Source organism: Motilimonas pumila, from assembly GCF_003596335.1.
GTDB lineage: Bacteria > Pseudomonadota > Gammaproteobacteria > Enterobacterales > CBDFNC01 > Motilimonas > Motilimonas pumila.
Genome location: NZ_QZCH01000044.1, coordinates 1 through 20,890, shown reverse-complemented (window position 1 = coordinate 20,890; position 20,890 = coordinate 1). Strand labels below are relative to the sequence as shown.

Here is a 20,890-nt window from a genome sequence, read left to right as displayed (position 1 = left end):
TTAAAAAAGCTGGTTGGTGCGATGATTATAGAGCGCAAGTCTTCTTTGGGCTATAAATTAACCAAAGTATGCTCGCGTCCTGAAGTGAAAGCTTGCTGCTTTTTAGTCTCATTATTTTTTGACGACAACATGCATCGAAGCCAAGGCTCTCACTTAGTATGGATCACCGAATAATACTCATTGCTTAGCGATATCTTTCAGCAACTGTATAAAAGCGACGTTATTTGCCAACTGTTTTCCGCCTTCAGCGATGAGTTGATCTACTTGTTGCTCGTCTAAACTGAAATCGGTAGGGATTTGATTGAAAAAGCCACGCTGTTTTTGATCGGTTAAATCTTTCAGGTTTATCCGAATAAAGTAAGGCTCTACCTTGTTGCCGTCGACAGATAATGACGCACTCCAGCGTTGCAGTGATTGTTCTATCAATTCAACAGTCGCGTCATTGTAGCGATGTAACTGAATGTCTGTGACCATGCTTAGCGTCTGCTTAATGGTTAAGCCATTGGCAGCTTGGCCGACACCCATGTCTGGTTCGGTTGCCGCATCCACGGAAATAATGACAATTTTTTCCGTGGCTAATAAACGCTCATCTTGGTGGAACTTGCCCAGTTCCATGATGTCATAAATGGCCAGCAAGCCTAAATTATCCGTGATGCCACCATCAACCAGGTGGATATATTGGTTTTTCTTGGTGTCTTTATAGCTTTGTAACTTTTTGTAGGTTTGTTCTGTTTGATAAGTAAAGTCTTTGCTGTATGCAATCGCGTCATGAAATGAGGTGTTTTTTTCGCAGCCTTCATAATTCTCTAAGATAACCGAATTAAACAACACTGGCACTGCCGCCGAGGCGGTGACGGCATTTGATACTGGGTAGCGGCTAATGTCAGAGCACAATAAATCAAAGTAGTTTTGAATAAATGAAAACCGAGAGCCGGTAGTGATGTCTGAAGCATTGATGATAACAAAAGGCCCAGTATTGCCATGCAAGTCGGCAAAGGTGGCATCGCCAAAGATATTATCTTGAAAGTAGCGCTCGGCGATTTCGGTACGGCCATCATTTGAAAACCATGATAAAGGCGACAGGGCCGTCGAAATCAGGTCATCAGTGATCGACTTATATAAGAAGGCATCTTCGTATTCGGTAAACATTTGTTCGCCGAATAGGCCGTAATAGGCGGCGGTAAAGCTACCGCCCGACACCGAGCTAATTATATCCACTTCTTCGAGCAAAGGCTGGGGACCTCGACCGACGTCTATCATCGTTTGTTGTAGCTGCTGCATTACGCCATAAGATAGCGCTGCTGCACGCGTGCCACCGCCAGAAAAAGCCAAAATTAAGCTGACCTTACTGTGGGGTTGGCTCGCTAAGACATCAATGTGATAAGCGGGATCAGATTGAGGCGTTGCTTTGTTTTCAGCGGTACTGATGCTTGAGCAACCGCTAACCAGCAGTAACCCAAGCAATACCAATGGTTTATTATGTGTCATATCGATTACATCATGCTGATGAAGTAAGGGATAATGACCGCATTTGCCAGATCTATGAAAAAGGCACATACCAGCGGCACAATGATAAACGCCTTAGCAGAGTGGCCATACTTATGGGATACGGCAGACATGTTCGCCATCGCAGTTGGAGTGGACCCCAACGAGATACCGCCAAAACCGGCACAAATGACCGCTGCGTCATAGTCTTTTTTCATCGCAGGAAAGACAATCAAAATGTTGATTGCGATCGCTAGCATAAACTGCGCACCCAGAATGGCAAATATAGGGCCTGCTAAGTCAATCAGGGTCCACAGTTGCATACTCATCAGCGACATAGCCAGAAACGTGCCAAGTGAAATGTCAGCAATCAGGTCAATCGACGGTGAGCGGGTAGGCCATTTGGTGCCAGTGATGCGAGGGTAAGAGTCTGGGATTAAATTGGTGATTACGATACCGGCAAACAAGCAAGTCACAAACAAGGGTAATTGTAGACCTAGCCCGGCAATAGCTTCGTTGAGTACAAAGCCTAAAATGGCGCAGATATGGATGGCTAATAGGGCATCTAGAAACTCAAATGAAGTGAGCTTGGTATTTTGCTCGGGTTCAGATTTTTTGCTTGTACCGCTTTCTGCACTGTTTTGATTAGGTGATAACTTGTGACGTTTGATCAGGAACTTAGCAATTGGACCGCCCATTAAGCTGGCGAGAATCAAGCCAAAGGTGGCGCTGGATATACCGATTTCCATGGCATTTTCTAGCCCAAACTGCTCTTGTACTTTGGGTGCCCAAGCAATTGCGGTGCCGTGGCCGCCGATTAATGAGATACTGCCACTGAGCAAGCCAAAAATCGGGTCTAACCCAAACAGCGAAGCCACTCCGATACCGGTTAAGTTTTGTAATATCATAAAAATGATCGTGATAACTAACAGCACGACCAAAGGTTTGCCACCTTTAAGTAAATCTTTCAGGCTGGAATTGATACCTATGGTGGTAAAGAAATATACCAGCAATACGTCACGGGCCACCAAGTCAAATGTAACGGTGGTATCAAAAGCAAAAAATAGCACCGCCGTTAAAACCGATATAAGTAAGCCTCCTGATACGGGCTCAGGAATGCTAAATTCTTGCAGCGGCTTGCAGACTTGATTGATACGCCGGCCCAAAAATAACACCATGATGCCTACCGTCACGGTAAAAAAAGCATCAAACATGATGACACCATCTGTAAATTCCATTGGTTTTAAATCCTTATTTTTAGCCTGTCAGAGCTGAGTTTTTGTGGTGTTTGTTGTCTGAACGTTAATTAAATGTTCGTGGTTACTGTTTAGAAAAAGCGATTGGTTAAAAAACTAGTATATTATATGATATCAAACTTAAATATATTAACTTTTTTTCCAAAAACTTTATCAAGGAGTGAGTAATGGTAGCCCGATATCAACAGGCAGTAACACTATCTATGTTGTTAGCGCTTTCTGGCTGTTCGGATAAAGCCGTGTCAGTTGCCGATAAATCCCCGCGTTCCGTAAACGTTGTTGAACTGGGATTAAACGACAGCGAGTACCAACAGTTTTTTGCTGGTCGGCTACAAGCGGTTGACAAAGCCGCGCTAGCCTTTCGGGTGCCTGGCACAGTCCAAGATGTTTTTGTCGCTACCGGCGATAAAATTACCAAAGGGCAAAAGCTGGCACAGTTAGATCCCCACGATTATGAAGTGGCGCTGATGGAGCTGCAAGCACGCCTGTCTGAAGCCGAGTCTGCTCATCGTTTAGCTGCGTCTGAACTAGCTCGAGTGAAACAAGCCATTCGTGATAATGCGATTGCGACGGTGAATTTAGACCGTGCTAAAAGTGCTTATGAACGTAGCAAAGCGGCAATCGAAGTGGTGCAGCAGAATATCAATAAAGCCGAAGATGCGATTCGCTATACCACTTTACTGGCCCCGTTTGACGGCGTTATTGGCGCCCAAAAAGCAGAGCAGTTTGAGCAAGTTTTACCGGGTATTGCTATTTTTGAGCTCCATGAACCAAGTAAATTAGAAGCCGTTATCGATGTGCCAGAAAGTTTAATTAACCGTTTTACAGAAGCGTTAGAGGCGAAGGTGTTTTGGTACGGTTATGACGATAAATTAACGGCTAAAGCCAGTGAAATTGGTACGGTTCCCAATGCCATTAAACAAACCTATGCGGTGGTATTTGCGCTTGATAAAACCAATCCGGATACCCTACCAGGTAAAGCTGTAATTGTAGAAGTGAACTTTGACAATAGCGACAACGTGTTTTGCTTACCTTATTCCGCTTTGCGCACACGTTCTGATGCTGAGTCTGTGTACGTGATAGAAGATGGCGCAACAGTCAGTAAGAACGTAAAAATCGAGAAACTATTGGGCGATAAAACTTGTGTCACTGGCGAGCTAAAAACCGGAGACAAGGTGGTTGTTTCTGGGGTTAGCTTTCTTAAAACTGGGCAAACAGTGGGAGAGCTGATTGTTAAAAATGCCAAGCCGGGAGCTAACTTATGAATTTAGCCGAGTTTGCGATCAGGCAGCGCACCTTTGTTGGTTTCTTTACTGTGCTTTGTGTGGTAGCTGGTATCGTATCTTATTTTCAACTGGGAAAATTAGAAGACCCTACCTTCACGGTGAAAAGTGCAGTAGTGGTTACTTTATACCCAGGAGCCTCCGCCAAAGAGGTGGAAGATCAAGTCACTGACAAAGTGGAAACTAAGCTGCAAGAAATGGCCAGCTTAGACAAGTTGCGTTCGTTGTCTAAACCAGGTATGTCGATGATATTTGTCGACTTAAAGGAAACCATTTCATCTGACCAGTTACCGCAAGAATGGGATTTATTGCGTCGCAAAATCAGTGATGTCAAATTGACATTACCGGCCACAGCGCAAATCAGTGTGGTGCAAGACGAGTTTTCAGAAGTCTACGGCATGCTGTTCTCCATTTACGGTGATGGCATTGCTAAGTCTGAGCTAAAGGAATATTCTCAAGAATTACAGCGTCGCCTAAAAACCATTGATGGCATTAAAAAAATTGAACTGCATGGAGTACAAAACCAAGTAGTTAATATTGATATGCCAGATGAGCGCCTGGCGCAGTACAAAATCTCCGCTGCGCAAGTCATTGCTCAGCTAAACAGTCAAAATACCATTTACGAAGCAGGCCGCTTTGCTGCAGGCATAGAGCGGATCCGAATTGAACAAAGCAGCGCATTTCAAAGTGTCGAAGACATTAAAAACTTCACCATTAAAGGCGGCGTGAGTGAAATAGGTACCGGACTGATTCGATTAGGCGATATTGCTGATATTTCGATGGGTTATCAAACGCCAGCGTTGAGTATGAGCCGCTATAACGGCTACGATGCGATTTCTTTAGCGGTAAGCCCAGTGCCTGGCATTAACGTGGTGTCTTTGGGAGACAGTTTAAAAGAGCTCATTGCGCAATACCAAAGTGAATTACCTATTGGGGTCGAGATAGGCGTCATTGCATTTCAGCCCGACGAAGTGCAAAAGTCGATTGATAACTTCGTAATTAACTTGATGGAAAGTATCCTGATAGTGGTGGTGATCTTGTGGCTCTTTATGGGGATGAAGAGTGCGCTAATTGTTGGCTTTAGCTTACTGCTTACCATTCTTTGCACCTTGATATTTATGCGCTTTACGGGCATTGATTTACAACGTGTGTCACTGGGTACCTTTATCCTAGCGTTGGGTATGTTAGTTGATAATGCGATTGTTATCACCGACTTATTTAAAGTGAAAATAAACAAAGGTATCGAGCGTACGCAAGCTGCCCTTGAGTCAGTTAAAGAAACGTCTATGCCATTACTTGGCGCGACTGTGATCGCTATGATGGGTACCATGCCGGTGGTGTTGTCTACTTCTGACGCCTCTGAGTTTGCCGAGTCAGTACCACAAATTATGATGTCATCATTGTTATTGTCATGGTTTGTTGCGGTAACGATTACCGTGTTGATGTGTTGGGTGTGGTTACGACCTGATGCGAATGCTGGGCAGCAACAAGAGTCCAAATTTATCGCCACTTATCGCAAGTGTGTTAACTGGATGGTCGACAACCCTTGGAAAGGCTTATCAGCGATAGTGCCGCTACTCATTTTAACCGTGCTTGCAATCCCTATGGTAAAAGTTGTCTTTATGCCGTCGTCGGACCGGCCAATTGTATTTTTGGACTATTGGTTACCCAATGGCGCCAAGATAGAACAAACCGCTGAAGACATGAAAACTATTGAAGACTGGTTATTGCAGCAACCGGAAGTAAGCAGTATTGCGACCTTTGTGGGTGCGAGTGCTCCGCGCTTTTCGGTGACGGTAGAGCCTGAACCTTTTGATGGCAGCTATGGTCAAATTTTGATTAATGCAAAAGACTATGCTTCGATTGCGCCTTTGGTAGCGCGTGGCGACATTTGGCTAAAAGAGCAGTTTTTGCATGCTGAGCCCAGGTTTCGAGCGCTGAAATTGGCAACCAAAGATAAGTTTAGCATTGAAGCGCGTTTTAGCGGTCCTGACCCAAAAGTGCTACGTGAACTATCGGCCCAAGCTCAAGCCATTTTAGAGACCAATCCACACGCGAAGTACATTCGCGATAATTGGCGGCAACCAAGTAAGGTGATTGTGCCTATTATTAATGAAGACAAAATGCGCCGAGCGGGTTTAAATCGAACGGATATTGCGATAGCACTTAAGCGTGCTTCGGAGGGATTTCCGATTAGCCAAATGAAGCTAGGTGATGAACTTATTCCTATCTTAGTCCGCAGTATCGATGTGGGTTTGGGCGAATTACCATCGATTCCGGTTCAATCTTTGTTGGGTATTCATACCGTGCCATTAGGTCAAGTTATTGATGGTTTTGAATTAAAGCATGAGGAGTCGATGATTTGGCGACGCGACCGCGTGCCAACAATTACGGTGCAAGCTGGGGTGGTGGGTTCAACGGTTGCTATAGCGCGTAACCTGGTCAAACAAGAAATTGAAGATATCCCTTTGCCGCCTGGTTATAGCATGGCGTGGGGCGGAGAATACTACGATGAAAACAAAGCGGTAGTAGATACCTTATCTAACCTTCCTGCCGCGTTTTTGATCATGGTCATCATCATGGTGGGTATGTTTAATGGCTTTAAGCAGCCTATTATTATATGTATTACTGTACCGCTCGCGGCGATTGGTGCCACTGCGTTTTTATTGATTGCCGATAAAGCATTTGGCTTTATGGCCTTGGTGGGGGCAATCACGCTATCGGGGATGATCATTAAAAACGGTATTGTCTTGATGGACCAAATTGAATTGGAACGTAAAAATGGCGCAGCTTTAGATGCAGCGATAAAAGAAGCCACTTTGAATCGTACCATGGCCATTTCCATGGGAGCACTTACCACCATGTTAGGCATGATTCCGCTGTTAACCGATTTATTATTTGACCAGATGGCGGCAACCATCATCGGCGGATTGGCAGCCGCTACCTTGTTGTCATTGTTTGTGATGCCAGCCTTGTATCGTATTTTTTACAAAAGCGAAGAGCAACAAGAAAAAGCCGTCGTTTCAACAGATTCGCTAAATAAGGATATGATCCATGAATCGTAAGCAAATACCTTTGGTCGCGTTCGCATTACTGGTTTCCAGTTGTGCGGTTGGGCCAGAATATAGTGCACCTCAAGATACCGTAGGCAGTGCTTTTCTTAATCAAGACGTAACAGGTGTGGATGCTCAGGGTGGGTTGGTGAGCGCGAATTGGTGGCTCAACTTTAATGATCCAGTATTGAACCAGCTCATATCTGACGCGCAAAACCAAAATATTCCATTGCAAGTTGCGGCTGAGCGAATCAAATCTGCCGAAGCTTATCAAAAAGCGGTGGCGTCATTTAAAGTGCCTACGATTAGCTTGAATGCTGGTGCGACAAGCTATCAAATCAGTGAAAATGACCCGTTGGCTGGGCCTTTAGTAACGCCGGGAGAGTTTAGTGGTTTAACTGGTGGTGATGCGTTAATTGATAACCAGTATGACTTTACCACTGTCAGTGCCAATATCAGCTGGGAGGTGGATGTTTTTAATCGCATTGGCTATCAAGCTGAGTCGGCGGCTATCAGAGCTGAGCAAGTTGCGATAGCGAGGTCGGCGTTGTTGACCTTGATCTCGTCAGATGTCATAAACAACTACCTACAATATCGCGGTGCGGATCAGCGTAAAGATATCGCCAATGAAACTATCGCCAGCCAGCAAGAAACCCTCAAACTGGTGAGCAGTTTAGTCAAAAGCGGTTATGCCTCAGAACTCGACTTAGCGCAAGCAAAAGCTGCTCTGTCGGCGACTCGCTCTACCTTGCCGCAGCTTGAAATAGCCAAAAGTGTGCATCAACAACGCTTGGCCATTTTATTAGACACTTCGGTAGCTGAAATAGGCCAACGCCTGGCTAAACCTCAGCCTGCACCTGAGTTCAGTGGTTTGATTCCAATTGGCATGTCTTCTGAGATATTGAAGCAGCGCCCCGATATTCAGTTAGCAGAGCGGGAGATGGCTGCGATAAATGCTGATGTCGGGGCTGCGATTGCGAACAAGTATCCCAAATTTTATTTAACCGGCTCGCCGGGTTTATTGGCTGGCGATTTCAGCGACCTGTTCAGTAAAGACTCTGCAGCTTGGGTGGCAAGTGTCGGTGCCAGTTGGACCATTTTTGATGGTGGCCGCTCACAAGCCTTAGTTGAAATTGAAGAAAGTCGCTTTCAAGCGGCAGCACTTAATTATGAAAATGCGGTAAACACGGCTTTAAATGAAGTTGAGACGCTATTATTTGCGTTTGGTCGTAGCCAAGAGCTTGAAACTCTCGTGGTTCAAACCCGAGGTCATGCAGATACTGCGGTGAATAAAGCCAACTCATTGTATAAAGCTGGCTTGGTTGATTATATCTCGGTTCTTGACGCCCAACGTCAACAAAACTTAATTCGTGATTCCGAGGTCGCGGCGCACCTGCAAACTGCGCAAATTATTACTGGCTTGCACAAAGCATTAGGTGGTAACTGGAAAGTAAAATAAAGGCGCTACTTGCACTATTGCGGTAAAGGAGCAAACGATCCTTTACCGCAGCTATTGTGTTCTTATACACAGGACCTTGATTAGCTATGTTAATTAACCTGGAGTTATGATTTATAAACACATATTTCTCCCAAAGGCGGCTGATGTCCGAACAATGATGATCGCGGGGGAGGCTTATAAGAAACCTTTCACAGTGCAATGGTTTCTTTGTTGTGAAGTAAAAGTAGGCACTGTATCAAGGCATACAGCGCCCTGGGTGTTTTATCAAAAAGCGTAATAATCCTCAGGTACTGTTTCCATTGGTCGCCAGTCTAGTTCACCCGCTTGTGCGCCTTTATAACGTAACCAAGTTTGTGCGAGTAAATCTTGGCTTTCATCATCGTCTTTTACTTTTTGCGTTGTGCTTGATTGGACCCATTTAAACAACGTCGTAGCATCAACATCGCCGTTTTTGGCAAGCCCCAGCAAGAGCACTAAAATATGCTTACAAGCCCCGCCACCTTGTAAACCCCAACAAGGGGTGAGCTCTTCGGAACAGCAAGAATAATGCCCTTCATGTGTTAACATACATGAATATGCCTCACTAGAGCTTGTTTGGCTGCTGACGATGCCTTTAATATGCTGTGTATCATGGGTTTTGTATAAGCTATAAGAAGACTCTTTGAGCATTTGTAGTGCTTTTTTGAGACGATTAGCGTTGATGGTCCGTTGCAGTTTGATGACCAAGGTTTGAAAGTTTAGGTCGGTAACGGGAAGTTGATTGGCCATAAGATCGAGAAATTGAGTTTCACTGATTATTTTAGCGCCGTACTTAAGCGCTAACTTTTCTTGCGCCGCTTTCCCTTTTCCTCGTTTGTCTCCCAACACCAAAAAATGGGTTTCAGGGGTTACAGATTCGTGGTGTTGGCAACCAATATCAAGCAACACTGAATATGTGGGCTCTGTTACTACACTTTCTGGTAAAAACTCGAAACCACCAATAAATGAAAAACTAGCGGCCTTGATATTCGGGCGAGTTTTATAGAAAAAAGTAGCCTGATCTAATATTTCGATTCCAAATTTCTCGGCTTGGCGTATCGCCTCCGCTCTGCCTTTCTTTCGTTTTTCTCCCAGGATTAAGAAGTCAATATCCGCCGTAACTTTTTCTACTTGCTCTGCGCCATATTCTTTCATAATACTGTCTGGAGTGTCGCTCTTAGCATAATAGGCAGGCCATACGGAAAAATCACCAAAGTGAGCAAATGTTTTGCCTGCTAGCTTTGTTAAGAACTCATTATCAAAAGTCATATATCAACTCAATTCTATTTAAAATATTGTAATGACAGCAAGACTGCCTTGCATTATTGCTATGTTCAAGCCTTGTTTATGTTATTTTAACTCAACTGCTCAGGTAGTTACGAGCTATGGGCGAGTGTATAACCAGGTTAAGACGCTGTATTTATAAAACCATGTAGTAACTAGAGAATATGCAACAACACCAAGAATTAATAAATACGCTAATTGATTTACGAACTCAATTAGACAATTTAATAGTGAGAGGTTTAGCAACCTCTAGTGCGCAAGATTTGCGGTTTTTAGAACAGGCGCAACAACTATTCCACGAGCATGGTGTTACCAACCTAGCTTGTGCCATTGAAGACTTATTGACCGCTATTGATAGCAATGAGCATGGGGCGGTCAGGTTATTTAAATTGCAAACTGCTTTGTTCTTATTCGAGCGTTTATTTACCCAATCCACTTGTCTTGCCAGTGAGCATGATAAAGGAGAGATGTGAATATTCAGCAACTTCCTCCCAAACAGCAGCAAAAGCCTTTAATGACCTTGCTTAAGCAGGTGACGAAGGACATTGAGGCAATCATTTCGACGGGGATGCCAACCGCATCAGAAAGTACGGTTAAACAATTTGAGCAAGCCTTTAAACAAGCTTCATCTATTGGCCTAACGCGCTTAGGCTCTAACCTTCGGTTACTGATGCAAGAGATTCAGCGTTATGTACAACAAGATAATGCTTTTTCAAGTCGGCGTTTATCGTTTTTTTTAAATCGTTGTTGGTTAATGTGCAAGGGCTTATCGGAAGCGTTAGACAAGCAGAACGCAGTGCTGTGGCAATCGCTGAGCTTTAGTGAACAAACCAAGTCGTTTTCTGAACTTGACTGCATGACTCTTGGGGTCAGTAAAAAAATGGTTTCAGGGGTGTTTGCTGCTTTTGAGTTTCGGCTGCGAATGACAGATGAAGAGCACGAGTTGGCTAACAAGCTCATTTCATTTTCATTAATCTTTCCTTTGCCCAAAGCACAGAAAATACACCCTGAAGCCTATCTGGATTTTGATCAAAAACAGGGCTACCGGCCCAGAGAGTTATTGGAAAATGCATTTAAGTTCAATAAAGCCGTTGTCAGCTATGAAAGCCATCAACGTGTTCGTGTGAGTTTATTACCGGACTCGCAAGTCAGTTTTTTGAACCCGGCTATTTCATTGCCTCACTTCACTCGTTTAATTCAGTGTCAGCCCAAAGTTGCGAGGCAACAATTAAGTCAGTATAAGCCTTCGCCGTTTGACCTCGAAATTGATTTACAAACCGAAGTGCTATTGGTTGATTGGCAGATGAGTGAGCCTTATCAAGCGATAGGGTTCCCTGATCGCTTAGCGATAAATATCAGTGCCACGGGCAATGATTATGTCGCATTAATTAGCACGTCTGAAGAGGGCAAGGCATTATTGCTGGCGATGAAAAGATTGGCCAAATTGCCCTCTAAGCCAGCATTGTTTGCATTAATGCATTATGAGTTGGGGCAGCGCGTTTTGCAGCCATTAAGCGTGATCACAAGTAACGGTATTGAACATCTTATGCTTGGTGAAGATAAAACAGATTACAAAACCCTTTTTAAACAATTCAGTCAATAAGTAGTGAACCCATGGCAAAAACAGATGAAAAAATAAGAGCGCCGTTAGAGCAACAATACCAAGAGCAATTATTAGCCTTAAAACAAAATGATCCAGATACGCCTCCGCCTTCTTGGTTATTGTCACCAAAAATGGTGTTGTTATTTATACTGGGTGGGGAAACGCTCAATTATAAAAAAGGCAGGAAGACACAGCAGGTTGCTATTACGCAAAAGTTTTTTGGTGACCGACGCTTGGTTGAGCGAGCAATTATTACACTGGCGTCTGAGCGAGCGTTGTTATTAATAGGCGAGCCCGGTACAGGTAAAAGTTGGCTATCTGAGAATTTAGCCGCGGCCATCTGCGGCAATTCAACGCTTACGATCCAAGGAACCGCGGGCACAACCGAAGAGCATATAAAGTATACTTGGAATATTGCTAAGGTGATTGCGGAAGGTTATAGCCGTGATAATCGCGTTCCCTCTCCTACCATGGTGGCGATGAACCAAGGAGGATTACTGCGGTTTGAAGAAATCACCCGTTGCGTACCTGACGTGCAAGACTCTTTAGTTTCAATCCTGTCCGATAAGTCTATCGCAATCCCCGAGCTGCCAGATGACAATATGGTGTGGGCGCGCCCAGGTTTCAATTTGATTGCGACAGCCAACTCTCGCGACCAGGGGGTTAATGAACTATCTGCCGCGCTCAAGCGTCGATTTAATTATATCCACATACCGGTCGTTAGCGACGGGGCAACCGAGCAAGCTATTATTGCTCAGCGCATTGCTGAACTGACGGAACAATATCAGCTAACGGTTAGCGTTCAACCTGATGTCATTGAGTTATTAAGCCGTGTCTTTCGCGAGTTGCGCCAAGGACGAACGGAAGACGGTATTAAAATTAAACCGGTCTCCAGCACCTTGTCCACGGCAGAAAGTATTGCAGTTTTGTTAGATGCTTCACTGCACGCTCAATACTTAGGGAGCGGTGATGTCGGCGCACGTAGCCTTGCTGAAAACATGGTCGGGGCCGTTGTAAAGGAAGAAGCTAATGATCGCGCAGTGTTGGCTGAGTATTTAAACACCATCGCTAAAAGTCGAGGTGCAACCGATTCATTATGGAATGCATTCTACTTGGCTGCCAAAGGTGCATTGTAATTGATGAAGGCAGAAGACACATTGTGGCATCAGGCGGGTCTAGACACTTGCTTATTGTCTGAGTTGGAAGCGCTCACCCAAGAGCGGCTTAATGATGAAGTATATTGGTTGCCCGTTCGACATCACTCTCCCAGTTGTGCATTGATGGTTCAGCAAGCTATTTTAACGCAGCGACCTGAGCAAGTATTTATCGAAGCACCGGTACAATATCAAGACTTGCTTGCGGAACTCTTAGACCAGGGCACAAAGCCGCCGATTGCGTTTTATTCAAGCTTCAGTGATACCGATAATGAGTTTGCACTAGCTGGTATCACGACGCCTTCAGAGGAAATTGTGGCGGCAATGGGGAGTTGGATGCCATTGCTGGAGTATTCGCCGGAGTATGTTGCGATAAAAACAGCATCGCAAGTCGGAGCTAAAATCGTTTTTATTGATTTACCTGCCCACATTTCAGCTTTTTCAGTGGAAAGGGAAGGCGAGCAACAGGATAAAGCCGCGCTAGAGCAGCAGCAAATTTTAAATAGTCGCTTCTTTAAAATGCTAACGCAAGCAGGCCATTATCATCATTGGCACGAGTGTTGGGATGGGTTATTTGAATCCGAGCTATTAAAGCGTACTGAGATTCATCAATTCGACGCTTATCGTGCCAAAATGGCTGCATTTTCTGCTGCGGTAAGGTTAACCACCAAGCTAGACCAACAAACCCTCGTTCGCGAGGGGTTTATGTGGCAGCAAATCAAAGACCATTGGCTACCAAACGCAACGCGAAAACCAATGGTAGTATGTGGTGGGTTGCATATGTTCATGGCCAAAAAAAAGGCCGAAGAGCATACGCGTAACGCATTTGGCTTTGGCAAGGAATATCACACCATAGTGCCATTTAGTTACGAGCGATTGAGCCAACATTCGGGCTATAAAGCGGGGAATCGCGCTCCTTATTTCTATCAAGGGTTATGGCAAGCCTTAATCGGCAACCGTACTGAGTCGGAAAACTTGTATCAACAGGTACAGTACCTCATTGATTATGCGAGAAAAAAAGGAGAGCCGTTAACTGCGTCTGATGCTATAGCAAGTGTGCAGCATGCAATGATGCTTGGTCAGTTGCGTCATCGAGAAAGCCCTATTTTAGATGATATTGTGGATGCCATTTTTAGTTGTTGTTGTAAAGGCGATCCTGACCGAGAAGGGCAACATTTACAACGTGTTTTGTTTGAAGCTCTCACTGGCAACCAACAAGGCAAAGTAAGTGTGGCAGTGGAACAGTTACCCCTGGTAAAAGCTTTTCATCTTGAGTTAGCTTTACACAACATGGATTCAAAAGGTGAGGATAGAGAATATGAACAGCACCTTAAACTGGATATAAGGCAACCAGAGCAGCGAGCGATAGCCATTTTTTTACGTCGGCTGACATATTTAAAGGTGCCATTTGCTGAATCCATAAGTCAACAAGGCAATGAACGTTTGTTTCAAGAGCAATGGTCTTATTGTTTAACTCCCGGTACTCAAGAGCGCTTAATCGAGTTGAGCCAATACGGTGACACTTTGGAAGCCGTTGTGACGCATCAGTTACAGCACTTATTTTCAACTAGCGCTGCCATCACAGATATCAGTGAGGGCTTATTAATCGCACTTGATATGGCGCTGCCACAGATGGTCAGCCAGGCTCACAGTTTATGCCAACAGGCTTTAGTGAATGAGCATCGATTTGCTTCTTTAACTCAATCTTTCACCAACTTATTACTGTGCCGCCAACGACTGGTTTTGGTTGATTTTAGCGTCGAGTCTTTAGTGCCTTTATTGCAGCGTTGTTTCAGCTACGCGAACCATGCATTACTCACAATAAGCAATGCCCCGGCCGACGAAGAAGACGCTATTGTGCAAGGGTTACTGCAAATGTGCCAAGTTTACTTGAGCGATGAGTTAGCTGAGTTGGACCGTGATAACTTTATTCAGTATCTTCATCAGGTTGCAGATGCAAGTACGGTGCCTTTTTTGAAAGGGTGTTTTTATGGTGCTCTGATGGAGTTAAAGCAGCGAAGTACCGATGACTTGGCGCAAGAAATTTGCCGTTATCAATATACCGCCCCTGAGCTAATGATAGAGTGCAGCTTGTTTATTGAAGGGGTTGTTTCACTGTCACATACGTCAATTTTACTGGGTGCAAAGGAAATTGTAGCATCGATAGACGTGTTACTTAGCCAAGCGGAACCGCCTGTATTTGAGCAAATGGTGGTGCATTTTAGGGCCGCTTTTGAACGGCTAAGCCAACTGCAGCGGGTGCGCATTGCCGATGCCGTTGCCCAGCACTATGGCCTAAGTGAAGCAGAGCAGTTAAACCTTAATATTCCGTTAGCAGCGATTCATCAGCTTGCTGATCTAGACAACCAAGTCGCTGAAATCATGCATTCTTGGTTTGAGTTTTTAGAAGAAGAACAATGACAAAATTGCAGCGACACTCTCCTTACCAACCGGGCGTTAACCTTACTTCGCAGCAATTGAAAACGCTGACGAGGTGGCGTTTGATTCTCGGTCCTGATGCTGAAGAGCAGGGTATTACAATAAGTGACACCTTAAGTCAGCAACAAGAAGAAACATTAGATTATTTATTCGAAAGTACCTCCGCTGGTGGCAATGGCGCTGCTACGTTTACCATTCCCGAATGGGTAAACAGGGTTGATAAACTGTTTCCAAGAGAAGTGAAGGAAATAATGGAGCGAGAGCTGATAGCAAAGCGGGGAATTGAACAAATACTGCAGCAGCCAGAGTTATTGGAGAAAGTGGAAGCGAATATTGATCTCGTAAAAACCATTATGACGTTCAAAGACTTACTCAATGAAGAAACTCGCATTCTGGCCATGAAAGTGATTAATAAAGTGGTCTGTGAGCTCAAAGATAGGATAAAAGTGGAAGTCACGCAGAGTATTAATGGTGCCATCAACCGTAGCCGACATTCCCCTTCTCAGGTATTTCGCAACGTAGACTTACAAACAACGGTACGTAGAAATTTACACAACTGGGATCCTGATAAGCAAAAGCTAATCGTCGAGCGTGCTTTCTTTTATGCTTCAGAGCGCAATCAGCGGCCCTGGCATATCATAATTGCAGTGGATCAATCTGGCTCGATGTTAGAATCTGCTGTCTTTTCCACAATCATGGCTTCTATTTTTTATGAGCTTCCCGCTGTGCACACCTCGTTATTTTTGTTCGATACTGGAATAGCAGACTTATCCCACATGGTCGGTCAACCAGTGGACGTCTTACTTAAGGTACAACTGGGTGGAGGGACAGATATTGCTCAAGCGATGAAATATGCACAACAACTTATTAAAGAGCCAAGGCGCACTATTGTTGTGTTGATCAGTGACTTTATGGAAGGCGGAAATTTATCGCAATTACTCGCTACCACACATGAGATAGCCCACAGTGGCAGTCGAGTCGTTGGCCTAGGAGCGCTGAGTTATGACGCTCGAGAAGATTACGACCATTTCATCGCCGCCAAATTACAAAAGCAGGGCATGGATATTCTTGCCTGTACTCCCGAGCAACTAGCTTCGTCTATGGCTCGCATTATCCAAGGCTAGTTTTTAAGCAATATTGCCGCAGATACCCCAGTGACCCCAAATGCGTTACATGGAGCGAACAGCATAGTGTTTAAATAAATGGTTGCCTTGTTTCACAGATTGTTATGCTAACAATTACTCCACTTCGACAGGTCCGATGTCAACAGCACTGCCAAAGTCGCGTAAACTGCCTAAGATATCGTGACTAATGCCACTTGTTGTGGGAAAAGCAAGCGTAAAGGCATGTATAAATACATCTTGTATATCTTTACCCCTGTCTTGTATTTGCGAAAGTTCGATATTGGCAATATCTTTTTTAAATAAATCACTTAAGTTAGATTCATTGATGAAGTTGTAGCCCAATAAGTTTTCATTTGCACCTAATGAGTCATTTAAATAGGCTGCACTATCAAATAATTGGTGGCGTACGCGCACATTCATATTTGAGCCGAAATAATTATTCTCAATAAATACTTCTTCGTTAAGATCTTGTATTTCCGCTAATATATGATAACCCGTTTCTCCATCTTGATGAGACTCAGAGACATCCAAGATAATATTATTTGCAATAACTGTACTGCTTGGTGCTGAAATGTTAATGCCATTTGGTGCATCAAATATTAGATTGTTATAGATATAATGTTCGTGCATTGATGCTAAATGAATGGCTGCGGGCTGCCAAGAAGACGTGGAGGCAGTTGGCCCAACTTCACTGTCTAATGCATTAATATCGTGAATAACATTTCCGATGACATAGACCTTTTGACGCCACTTTGTTGCGCTTGTTGAGGCTACTCGTACGCCGTATTTCATACCATGTATATAATTATTGATGATCCATAAACCATCGGGCTCATATTGTGCGCCTATACCTTTAGACACTGACCAAGGCGTGTCGATGATGTCGTGAACATGGTTATTGGCAATGATAATATTTTTACCCGATTTAACCCACAGCCCAGATTGACGAACGTTATAAACTTCATTCTCAGATACATAAATACTGTGTGTGTTATGACTGTTATTAAAGCCACCGTGTATTTGTAATCCTGCCCCAGAAGCTGTGTGTAAGGTATTCCCTAAAAGCCATACATTTGAGCTGAACGCGTTGATAGTCACTAGGTGTGCATCTTGATCATAATCCGCATTGACATCACCTGAGTCATGAAACGTGCTGTTATAGATAACCACGTTATCACTGGCGGAATCAGCACTTTCGCCATTTACAGAGATGCCGCCAGTAACGTCAATATTTCTAATAATAATATTTTTCGCGGGGTAACCATTTGAAGCAGAGCCTATTTGAGGTTTGGCTCCTTGGGTAAAGTTAATATCCGTTAAATAAATATTCTTACCGGTCAGAATGACTTTTATTTTTACAAATTCTCCAGGTTTATCCTGTGCTTTGGTAATCCAAACGGGTCCTGAAATATCTGCTATCCACACTTCATCGTTTGCTTGGTAGTCAAGCTTGACATAGTTACCAGGTTTAAGGCCATGATCATAATCCCCGGAAATTTCGATGTATGCACCTGCTGTTAACTGTTTAGGCATATATTTTCGTGGGGAAGAAGGGGTACCAAACGCCATCTCGTTACTGCCATTAACCATGTCAATGTAGTAATACCCAGCTACCTCATTACTCCAGTCAGCCGGCCGTGCGGGCTTGGGTTGTTTATAATCGAGAGTAGGGGAAGGAATGGCGACAGCAAGGGCGTTATTTCCTGCGATAACGGGTGGTTCTGAAGTAACGCTTGTTGATTCTGCCTTATCACTAGCAGGTGTTGATTCTGTTTTATCGTTAGTAGGTGTTGACTCTGTTTTATCGCTAGTAGGCGTAGCGACGACAGAAGAGTCGCTACCATCACAAGCTGATAGAAATAAAAGCAAAACAGCGATAATGATTAGTTGACTTGGATTTTTTTGAAGAAAAGAGAAAGTAGGTATAGCCACAGTGATAGCATCAATAGAAGGGGTAACAAGAGAGTCTTCTTAATGCATAAAAAAGTCAAATAAATATACTTAATAAACCACGGCGGTCACATTCAGACTGTCCGAACAGTTTAAGACCAAGCATGTTATATCATGAAGATAAGAACGAAATGCCCGATAGATCAAGGGACTCGAGCTTTAGCCGCTTGTTTTGGTAATAGTGGTGACGGTCGAGTTTGGCGATGAAGCTGACAGTTGCCGCTGAAAAACAGACAACCGTCAGGTCGGTTATATGCCTAATATATATTAATCATCGCCTAGATAAAGTGAAACAACAGATTTTGTATTTACAGAATCTCTGTTACCACCAATTAAGTAAACTTTACCTTTGTATAATAGCCCATCTTGATACCACTTACTGGGGGTATTAACCTCGAAAAGTTCCCAAAACAATGATTCTACATCTAGCCTGTATAGACTTGTGGTTAATTCATCATTTAAGTCCGTATCGTTTACAACATAAATGTATTTTCCACTCGCAACCGCCACACCAGAGAGGTTTCTTCGCTCTGGCAGTAAAGGTAATTCAGACCAAGTATCCGTAGCTGGGTTATAGCGCACTCCTGCTGTATCAAAGGTGTTGTGTGGGAACACATATAGCTTACCATCAACTTGCGCCACCGCATTCATACTCGTGCTAAATGGTAAATCTTTACCGAAACGCCATCTCCCAGTGAGGAAGTTGTAAATTTGCACACGGTTAGTACTCTCATTAACACTGTCCAGCATACCACCAAAGATAAACAGCTCATCTCCAACAACTTCTATTTGTGGGCTCCAATCTAACTCAGTAGGTGCTGTAGAAATTCGGTTAAAAGTAGATGTCTCTCTGTCCAGTAGATACAGTTGACCTTTATCAAAGGCGTAAACATCCCCTTTGTAAGAAATTGCATCGCCATAAGTATGACTGCCGATGTATGAAGTCTTGAGAACCAAGGATTCTTCAGTTATCAAGTTGTAACTTTCAATATTACTTAAGTTACTCACGTATAATTGATGGTCAATCGCAGCTACCATTGGAGCAAGGTACTCACCGGAAAGCTCTGCGTGCTCTGTAACAGGCACTGACTCATCACTCAAAATTATCTGCTCACGACCAAAATTGATATCTCGGTCATCAAACAAGTCTAAGTTGATTGTTTCTTCGCCTTCGTAAAGAGCATCGTCAAGTATGCGAAGTCTCACTTTACCTTCTAAACTGCCAGCTTCAACCAATAGATTTGTCGTCAATACCTTGAAGTCAACGTCTTCAGTTGCTGTCGAATCAGTCGATACTTCCACCCGTACTTGACGTTCAAAGGCAGAGACTTCATCGAACTTAAAAACCAGGGTATGCTCGTAACCCGATTCCCACAAGGTAATATCTTGATCAAGCATTTTGTAGCTATACACGGGTTCGATAACAACAACGTTTCTCGTCTGGTAAGTAAAGTTACCCTGACTGTCCTCAACCTTGTATGTAATGTCATAATTGCCAGCGGCCGCAGTGTTAACATTGTTCGTGACTTCAATGCTGGCACTAATATCACCGTCATAGTTATCAATAGCGATTGCACCAGGATCCATGTAGTCAGCACCCGCTTTAACGGTAATATGCCTCTCACCAATTAGGTTAATAGTGGGTTGTAAATCATCTACTACAGACACTGTTCGTTCAATAGTGGCAGAGTTCCCTGAATGATCTACTGCGGTGTAAGTCAACACATAGTCGCCTAATTCGCCTTGATTCACTCTGCCAGAAGTGGTTACTTCGAGTGCTCCATCAACCAGGTCGAAAGCTGATACTCCAGGTTCAATGAAGTCGGTATTGTACGAATGAGTAATGGCTTCGCCACCAATGAGCTCAAAATTGGGTGGCGTTAGATCTTCTACAGTAACCACACGACTAATTGAAGTGGTGTTTCCTGAGGTATCAGTTGCACTGTAAACCAGTGTGTATTGTCCGAGAACATTGGTATCAACAGAACCACTGATATTCACGCTCAAAGCGCCATCAACATCATCTGTTGCTACAGCGCCTAATTCTTCGTAGTTACTGCCCCACGAAATATTAAGCTGGGCATTACCATTGAGTCGCACTTCTGGAGGCAGAGTATCTCCTGAAGCACTTGACGAGTCACTACCACCTCCACCTCCACATGCCGACAAGGCGAGTGCAGATAAACTTAAAAAACCGCAAGTAAGTATTTTACAACGTGACATCAGTTTCCTTCCTGAACTTTTGATATAAATTTTCCGCAAGAATATTATCAAATTTCAGTCAAATTGGTGCCTTATAATGACGTGCTGTTCTTTTTCTCATGCTTAAGGTTTATTTTATTTCATTGCTTATAAGATGCACTGAGTTTGAGAAGTGTAAAGCGCTAACTTAAAGGAAAGAACAGATAAAAAGCCTGATTGAAGCTTTAAATAAACAATTTTAATCACCCGCCCTGATTACAAAGCTAACAATGGTAAGCGACCGTTGATGGCAGCTTAGCTCTATGATTAATGCGAACCTTTGAGCGAGTCCTGAATTAAGAGAGCTGAAGCCTCTTTTAGGAAGGTGCTGACGGATCCCCTCATAATTTCCCTAGTCCAGCGTTGTGCGTGAGCCGTTGATATTCCAGTATTGCCCATTGATATTGGGACTCGTAAATTTGATACCGCCTATGGCTCCGAACTTCCCTTCCTAAGCGGGGTATGGAAAGCACTCTGCGATGTTTTATTGTGTTGGCTTGAAAGTCAAAATGCCACTTCGCTTGTACCGCAACGAGTCCAT

General features: G+C 43.8%; 13 protein-coding genes. 8 read left to right on the top strand and 5 right to left on the bottom strand.

Annotated features, from left to right (window positions below; translation table 11 throughout):
- Nucleotides 1-177: 177 nt before the first annotated feature.
- Nucleotides 178-1,488 (bottom strand): patatin-like phospholipase family protein, encoded by a 1,311-nt coding sequence (locus tag D1Z90_RS19415; protein ID WP_158587197.1) that lies wholly within the window; start codon nucleotides 1,486-1,488, stop codon nucleotides 178-180.
- A 5-nt stretch (nucleotides 1,489-1,493) separates the two neighbouring features.
- On the bottom strand, nucleotides 1,494-2,723 hold the full coding sequence (gltS, locus tag D1Z90_RS19410) for a sodium/glutamate symporter (RefSeq protein WP_119912453.1): 1,230 nt from the start codon (nucleotides 2,721-2,723) through the stop codon (nucleotides 1,494-1,496).
- Between the two features lie 185 nt (nucleotides 2,724-2,908).
- On the opposite strand from gltS, the gene D1Z90_RS19405 reads away from it, so the two are divergent.
- The 3 genes from D1Z90_RS19405 to D1Z90_RS19395 are packed head-to-tail and all read left to right on the top strand — an operon-like array spanning nucleotide 2,909 to nucleotide 8,536.
- Nucleotides 2,909-4,006, top strand: a complete 1,098-nt coding sequence (locus D1Z90_RS19405) for an efflux RND transporter periplasmic adaptor subunit (RefSeq protein WP_119912451.1) — start codon at nucleotides 2,909-2,911, stop codon at nucleotides 4,004-4,006.
- The gene (locus D1Z90_RS19400; RefSeq protein WP_119912450.1) at nucleotides 4,003-7,089 is read left to right on the top strand and encodes an efflux RND transporter permease subunit; all 3,087 of its coding nucleotides are present in this window, start codon (nucleotides 4,003-4,005) and stop codon (nucleotides 7,087-7,089) included. The genes D1Z90_RS19405 and D1Z90_RS19400 overlap by 4 nt, the downstream gene beginning before the upstream one ends.
- Complete coding sequence (locus tag D1Z90_RS19395) at nucleotides 7,079-8,536, top strand: efflux transporter outer membrane subunit (protein ID WP_119912449.1); 1,458 nt, start codon at nucleotides 7,079-7,081, stop codon at nucleotides 8,534-8,536. Before D1Z90_RS19400 ends, D1Z90_RS19395 begins: the two co-directional genes overlap by 11 nt.
- A 264-nt stretch (nucleotides 8,537-8,800) precedes the next feature.
- On the opposite strand, the gene D1Z90_RS19390 is transcribed toward D1Z90_RS19395, so the two are convergent.
- Nucleotides 8,801-9,823: a BRCT domain-containing protein gene (locus tag D1Z90_RS19390; RefSeq protein WP_119912448.1), complete on the bottom strand. Its 1,023-nt coding sequence runs from the start codon at nucleotides 9,821-9,823 to the stop codon at nucleotides 8,801-8,803.
- 179 nt (nucleotides 9,824-10,002) lie between these two features.
- On the opposite strand from D1Z90_RS19390, the gene D1Z90_RS19385 reads away from it, so the two are divergent.
- Genes D1Z90_RS19385 through D1Z90_RS19365 form a run of 5 tightly spaced genes read left to right on the top strand, consistent with a single transcriptional unit; the run spans nucleotide 10,003 to nucleotide 16,158 of the window.
- Nucleotides 10,003-10,311, top strand: a complete 309-nt coding sequence (locus D1Z90_RS19385; protein WP_119912447.1) for a hypothetical protein — start codon at nucleotides 10,003-10,005, stop codon at nucleotides 10,309-10,311.
- Complete coding sequence (locus D1Z90_RS19380; protein WP_119912446.1) at nucleotides 10,308-11,441, top strand: hypothetical protein; 1,134 nt, start codon at nucleotides 10,308-10,310, stop codon at nucleotides 11,439-11,441. Before D1Z90_RS19385 ends, D1Z90_RS19380 begins: the two co-directional genes overlap by 4 nt.
- 11 nt (nucleotides 11,442-11,452) lie before the next feature.
- The gene (locus D1Z90_RS19375; protein WP_119912445.1) at nucleotides 11,453-12,577 is read left to right on the top strand and encodes an ATP-binding protein; all 1,125 of its coding nucleotides are present in this window, start codon (nucleotides 11,453-11,455) and stop codon (nucleotides 12,575-12,577) included.
- Nucleotides 12,578-12,580: 3 nt separating this feature from the next.
- Entirely contained in the window at nucleotides 12,581-15,016 is a 2,436-nt protein-coding gene (locus D1Z90_RS19370; protein ID WP_119912444.1) for a DUF5682 family protein, read from the top strand.
- On the top strand, nucleotides 15,013-16,158 hold the full coding sequence (locus tag D1Z90_RS19365; protein ID WP_119912443.1) for a VWA domain-containing protein: 1,146 nt from the start codon (nucleotides 15,013-15,015) through the stop codon (nucleotides 16,156-16,158). Before D1Z90_RS19370 ends, D1Z90_RS19365 begins: the two co-directional genes overlap by 4 nt.
- Before the next feature lie 114 nt (nucleotides 16,159-16,272).
- Here D1Z90_RS19365 and D1Z90_RS19360 read toward each other — a convergent pair whose 3' ends face one another.
- Both D1Z90_RS19360 and D1Z90_RS19350 read right to left on the bottom strand, forming a co-directional pair.
- Complete coding sequence (locus tag D1Z90_RS19360; protein WP_147378802.1) at nucleotides 16,273-18,090, bottom strand: right-handed parallel beta-helix repeat-containing protein; 1,818 nt, start codon at nucleotides 18,088-18,090, stop codon at nucleotides 16,273-16,275.
- A 285-nt stretch (nucleotides 18,091-18,375) separates the two neighbouring features.
- Nucleotides 18,376-20,277: an immunoglobulin-like domain-containing protein gene (locus D1Z90_RS19350; RefSeq protein WP_158587196.1), complete on the bottom strand. Its 1,902-nt coding sequence runs from the start codon at nucleotides 20,275-20,277 to the stop codon at nucleotides 18,376-18,378.
- Between the last annotated feature and the right edge of the window lie 613 nt (nucleotides 20,278-20,890).

What these genes read in the sequence shown, in the direction of transcription:
- D1Z90_RS19415 (WP_158587197.1), bottom strand. Translation starts at nt 1,488, where the DNA reads ATGACACATAATAAACCATTGGTATTGCTTGGGTTACTGCTGGTTAGC.
- D1Z90_RS19375 (WP_119912445.1), top strand. Translation starts at nt 11,453, where the DNA reads ATGGCAAAAACAGATGAAAAAATAAGAGCGCCGTTAGAGCAACAATAC.
- gltS (WP_119912453.1), bottom strand. Translation starts at nt 2,723, where the DNA reads ATGGAATTTACAGATGGTGTCATCATGTTTGATGCTTTTTTTACCGTG.
- D1Z90_RS19390 (WP_119912448.1), bottom strand. Translation starts at nt 9,823, where the DNA reads ATGACTTTTGATAATGAGTTCTTAACAAAGCTAGCAGGCAAAACATTT.
- D1Z90_RS19395 (WP_119912449.1), top strand. Translation starts at nt 7,079, where the DNA reads ATGAATCGTAAGCAAATACCTTTGGTCGCGTTCGCATTACTGGTTTCC.
- D1Z90_RS19365 (WP_119912443.1), top strand. Translation starts at nt 15,013, where the DNA reads ATGACAAAATTGCAGCGACACTCTCCTTACCAACCGGGCGTTAACCTT.
- D1Z90_RS19385 (WP_119912447.1), top strand. Translation starts at nt 10,003, where the DNA reads ATGCAACAACACCAAGAATTAATAAATACGCTAATTGATTTACGAACT.
- D1Z90_RS19370 (WP_119912444.1), top strand. Translation starts at nt 12,581, where the DNA reads ATGAAGGCAGAAGACACATTGTGGCATCAGGCGGGTCTAGACACTTGC.
- D1Z90_RS19400 (WP_119912450.1), top strand. Translation starts at nt 4,003, where the DNA reads ATGAATTTAGCCGAGTTTGCGATCAGGCAGCGCACCTTTGTTGGTTTC.
- D1Z90_RS19405 (WP_119912451.1), top strand. Translation starts at nt 2,909, where the DNA reads ATGGTAGCCCGATATCAACAGGCAGTAACACTATCTATGTTGTTAGCG.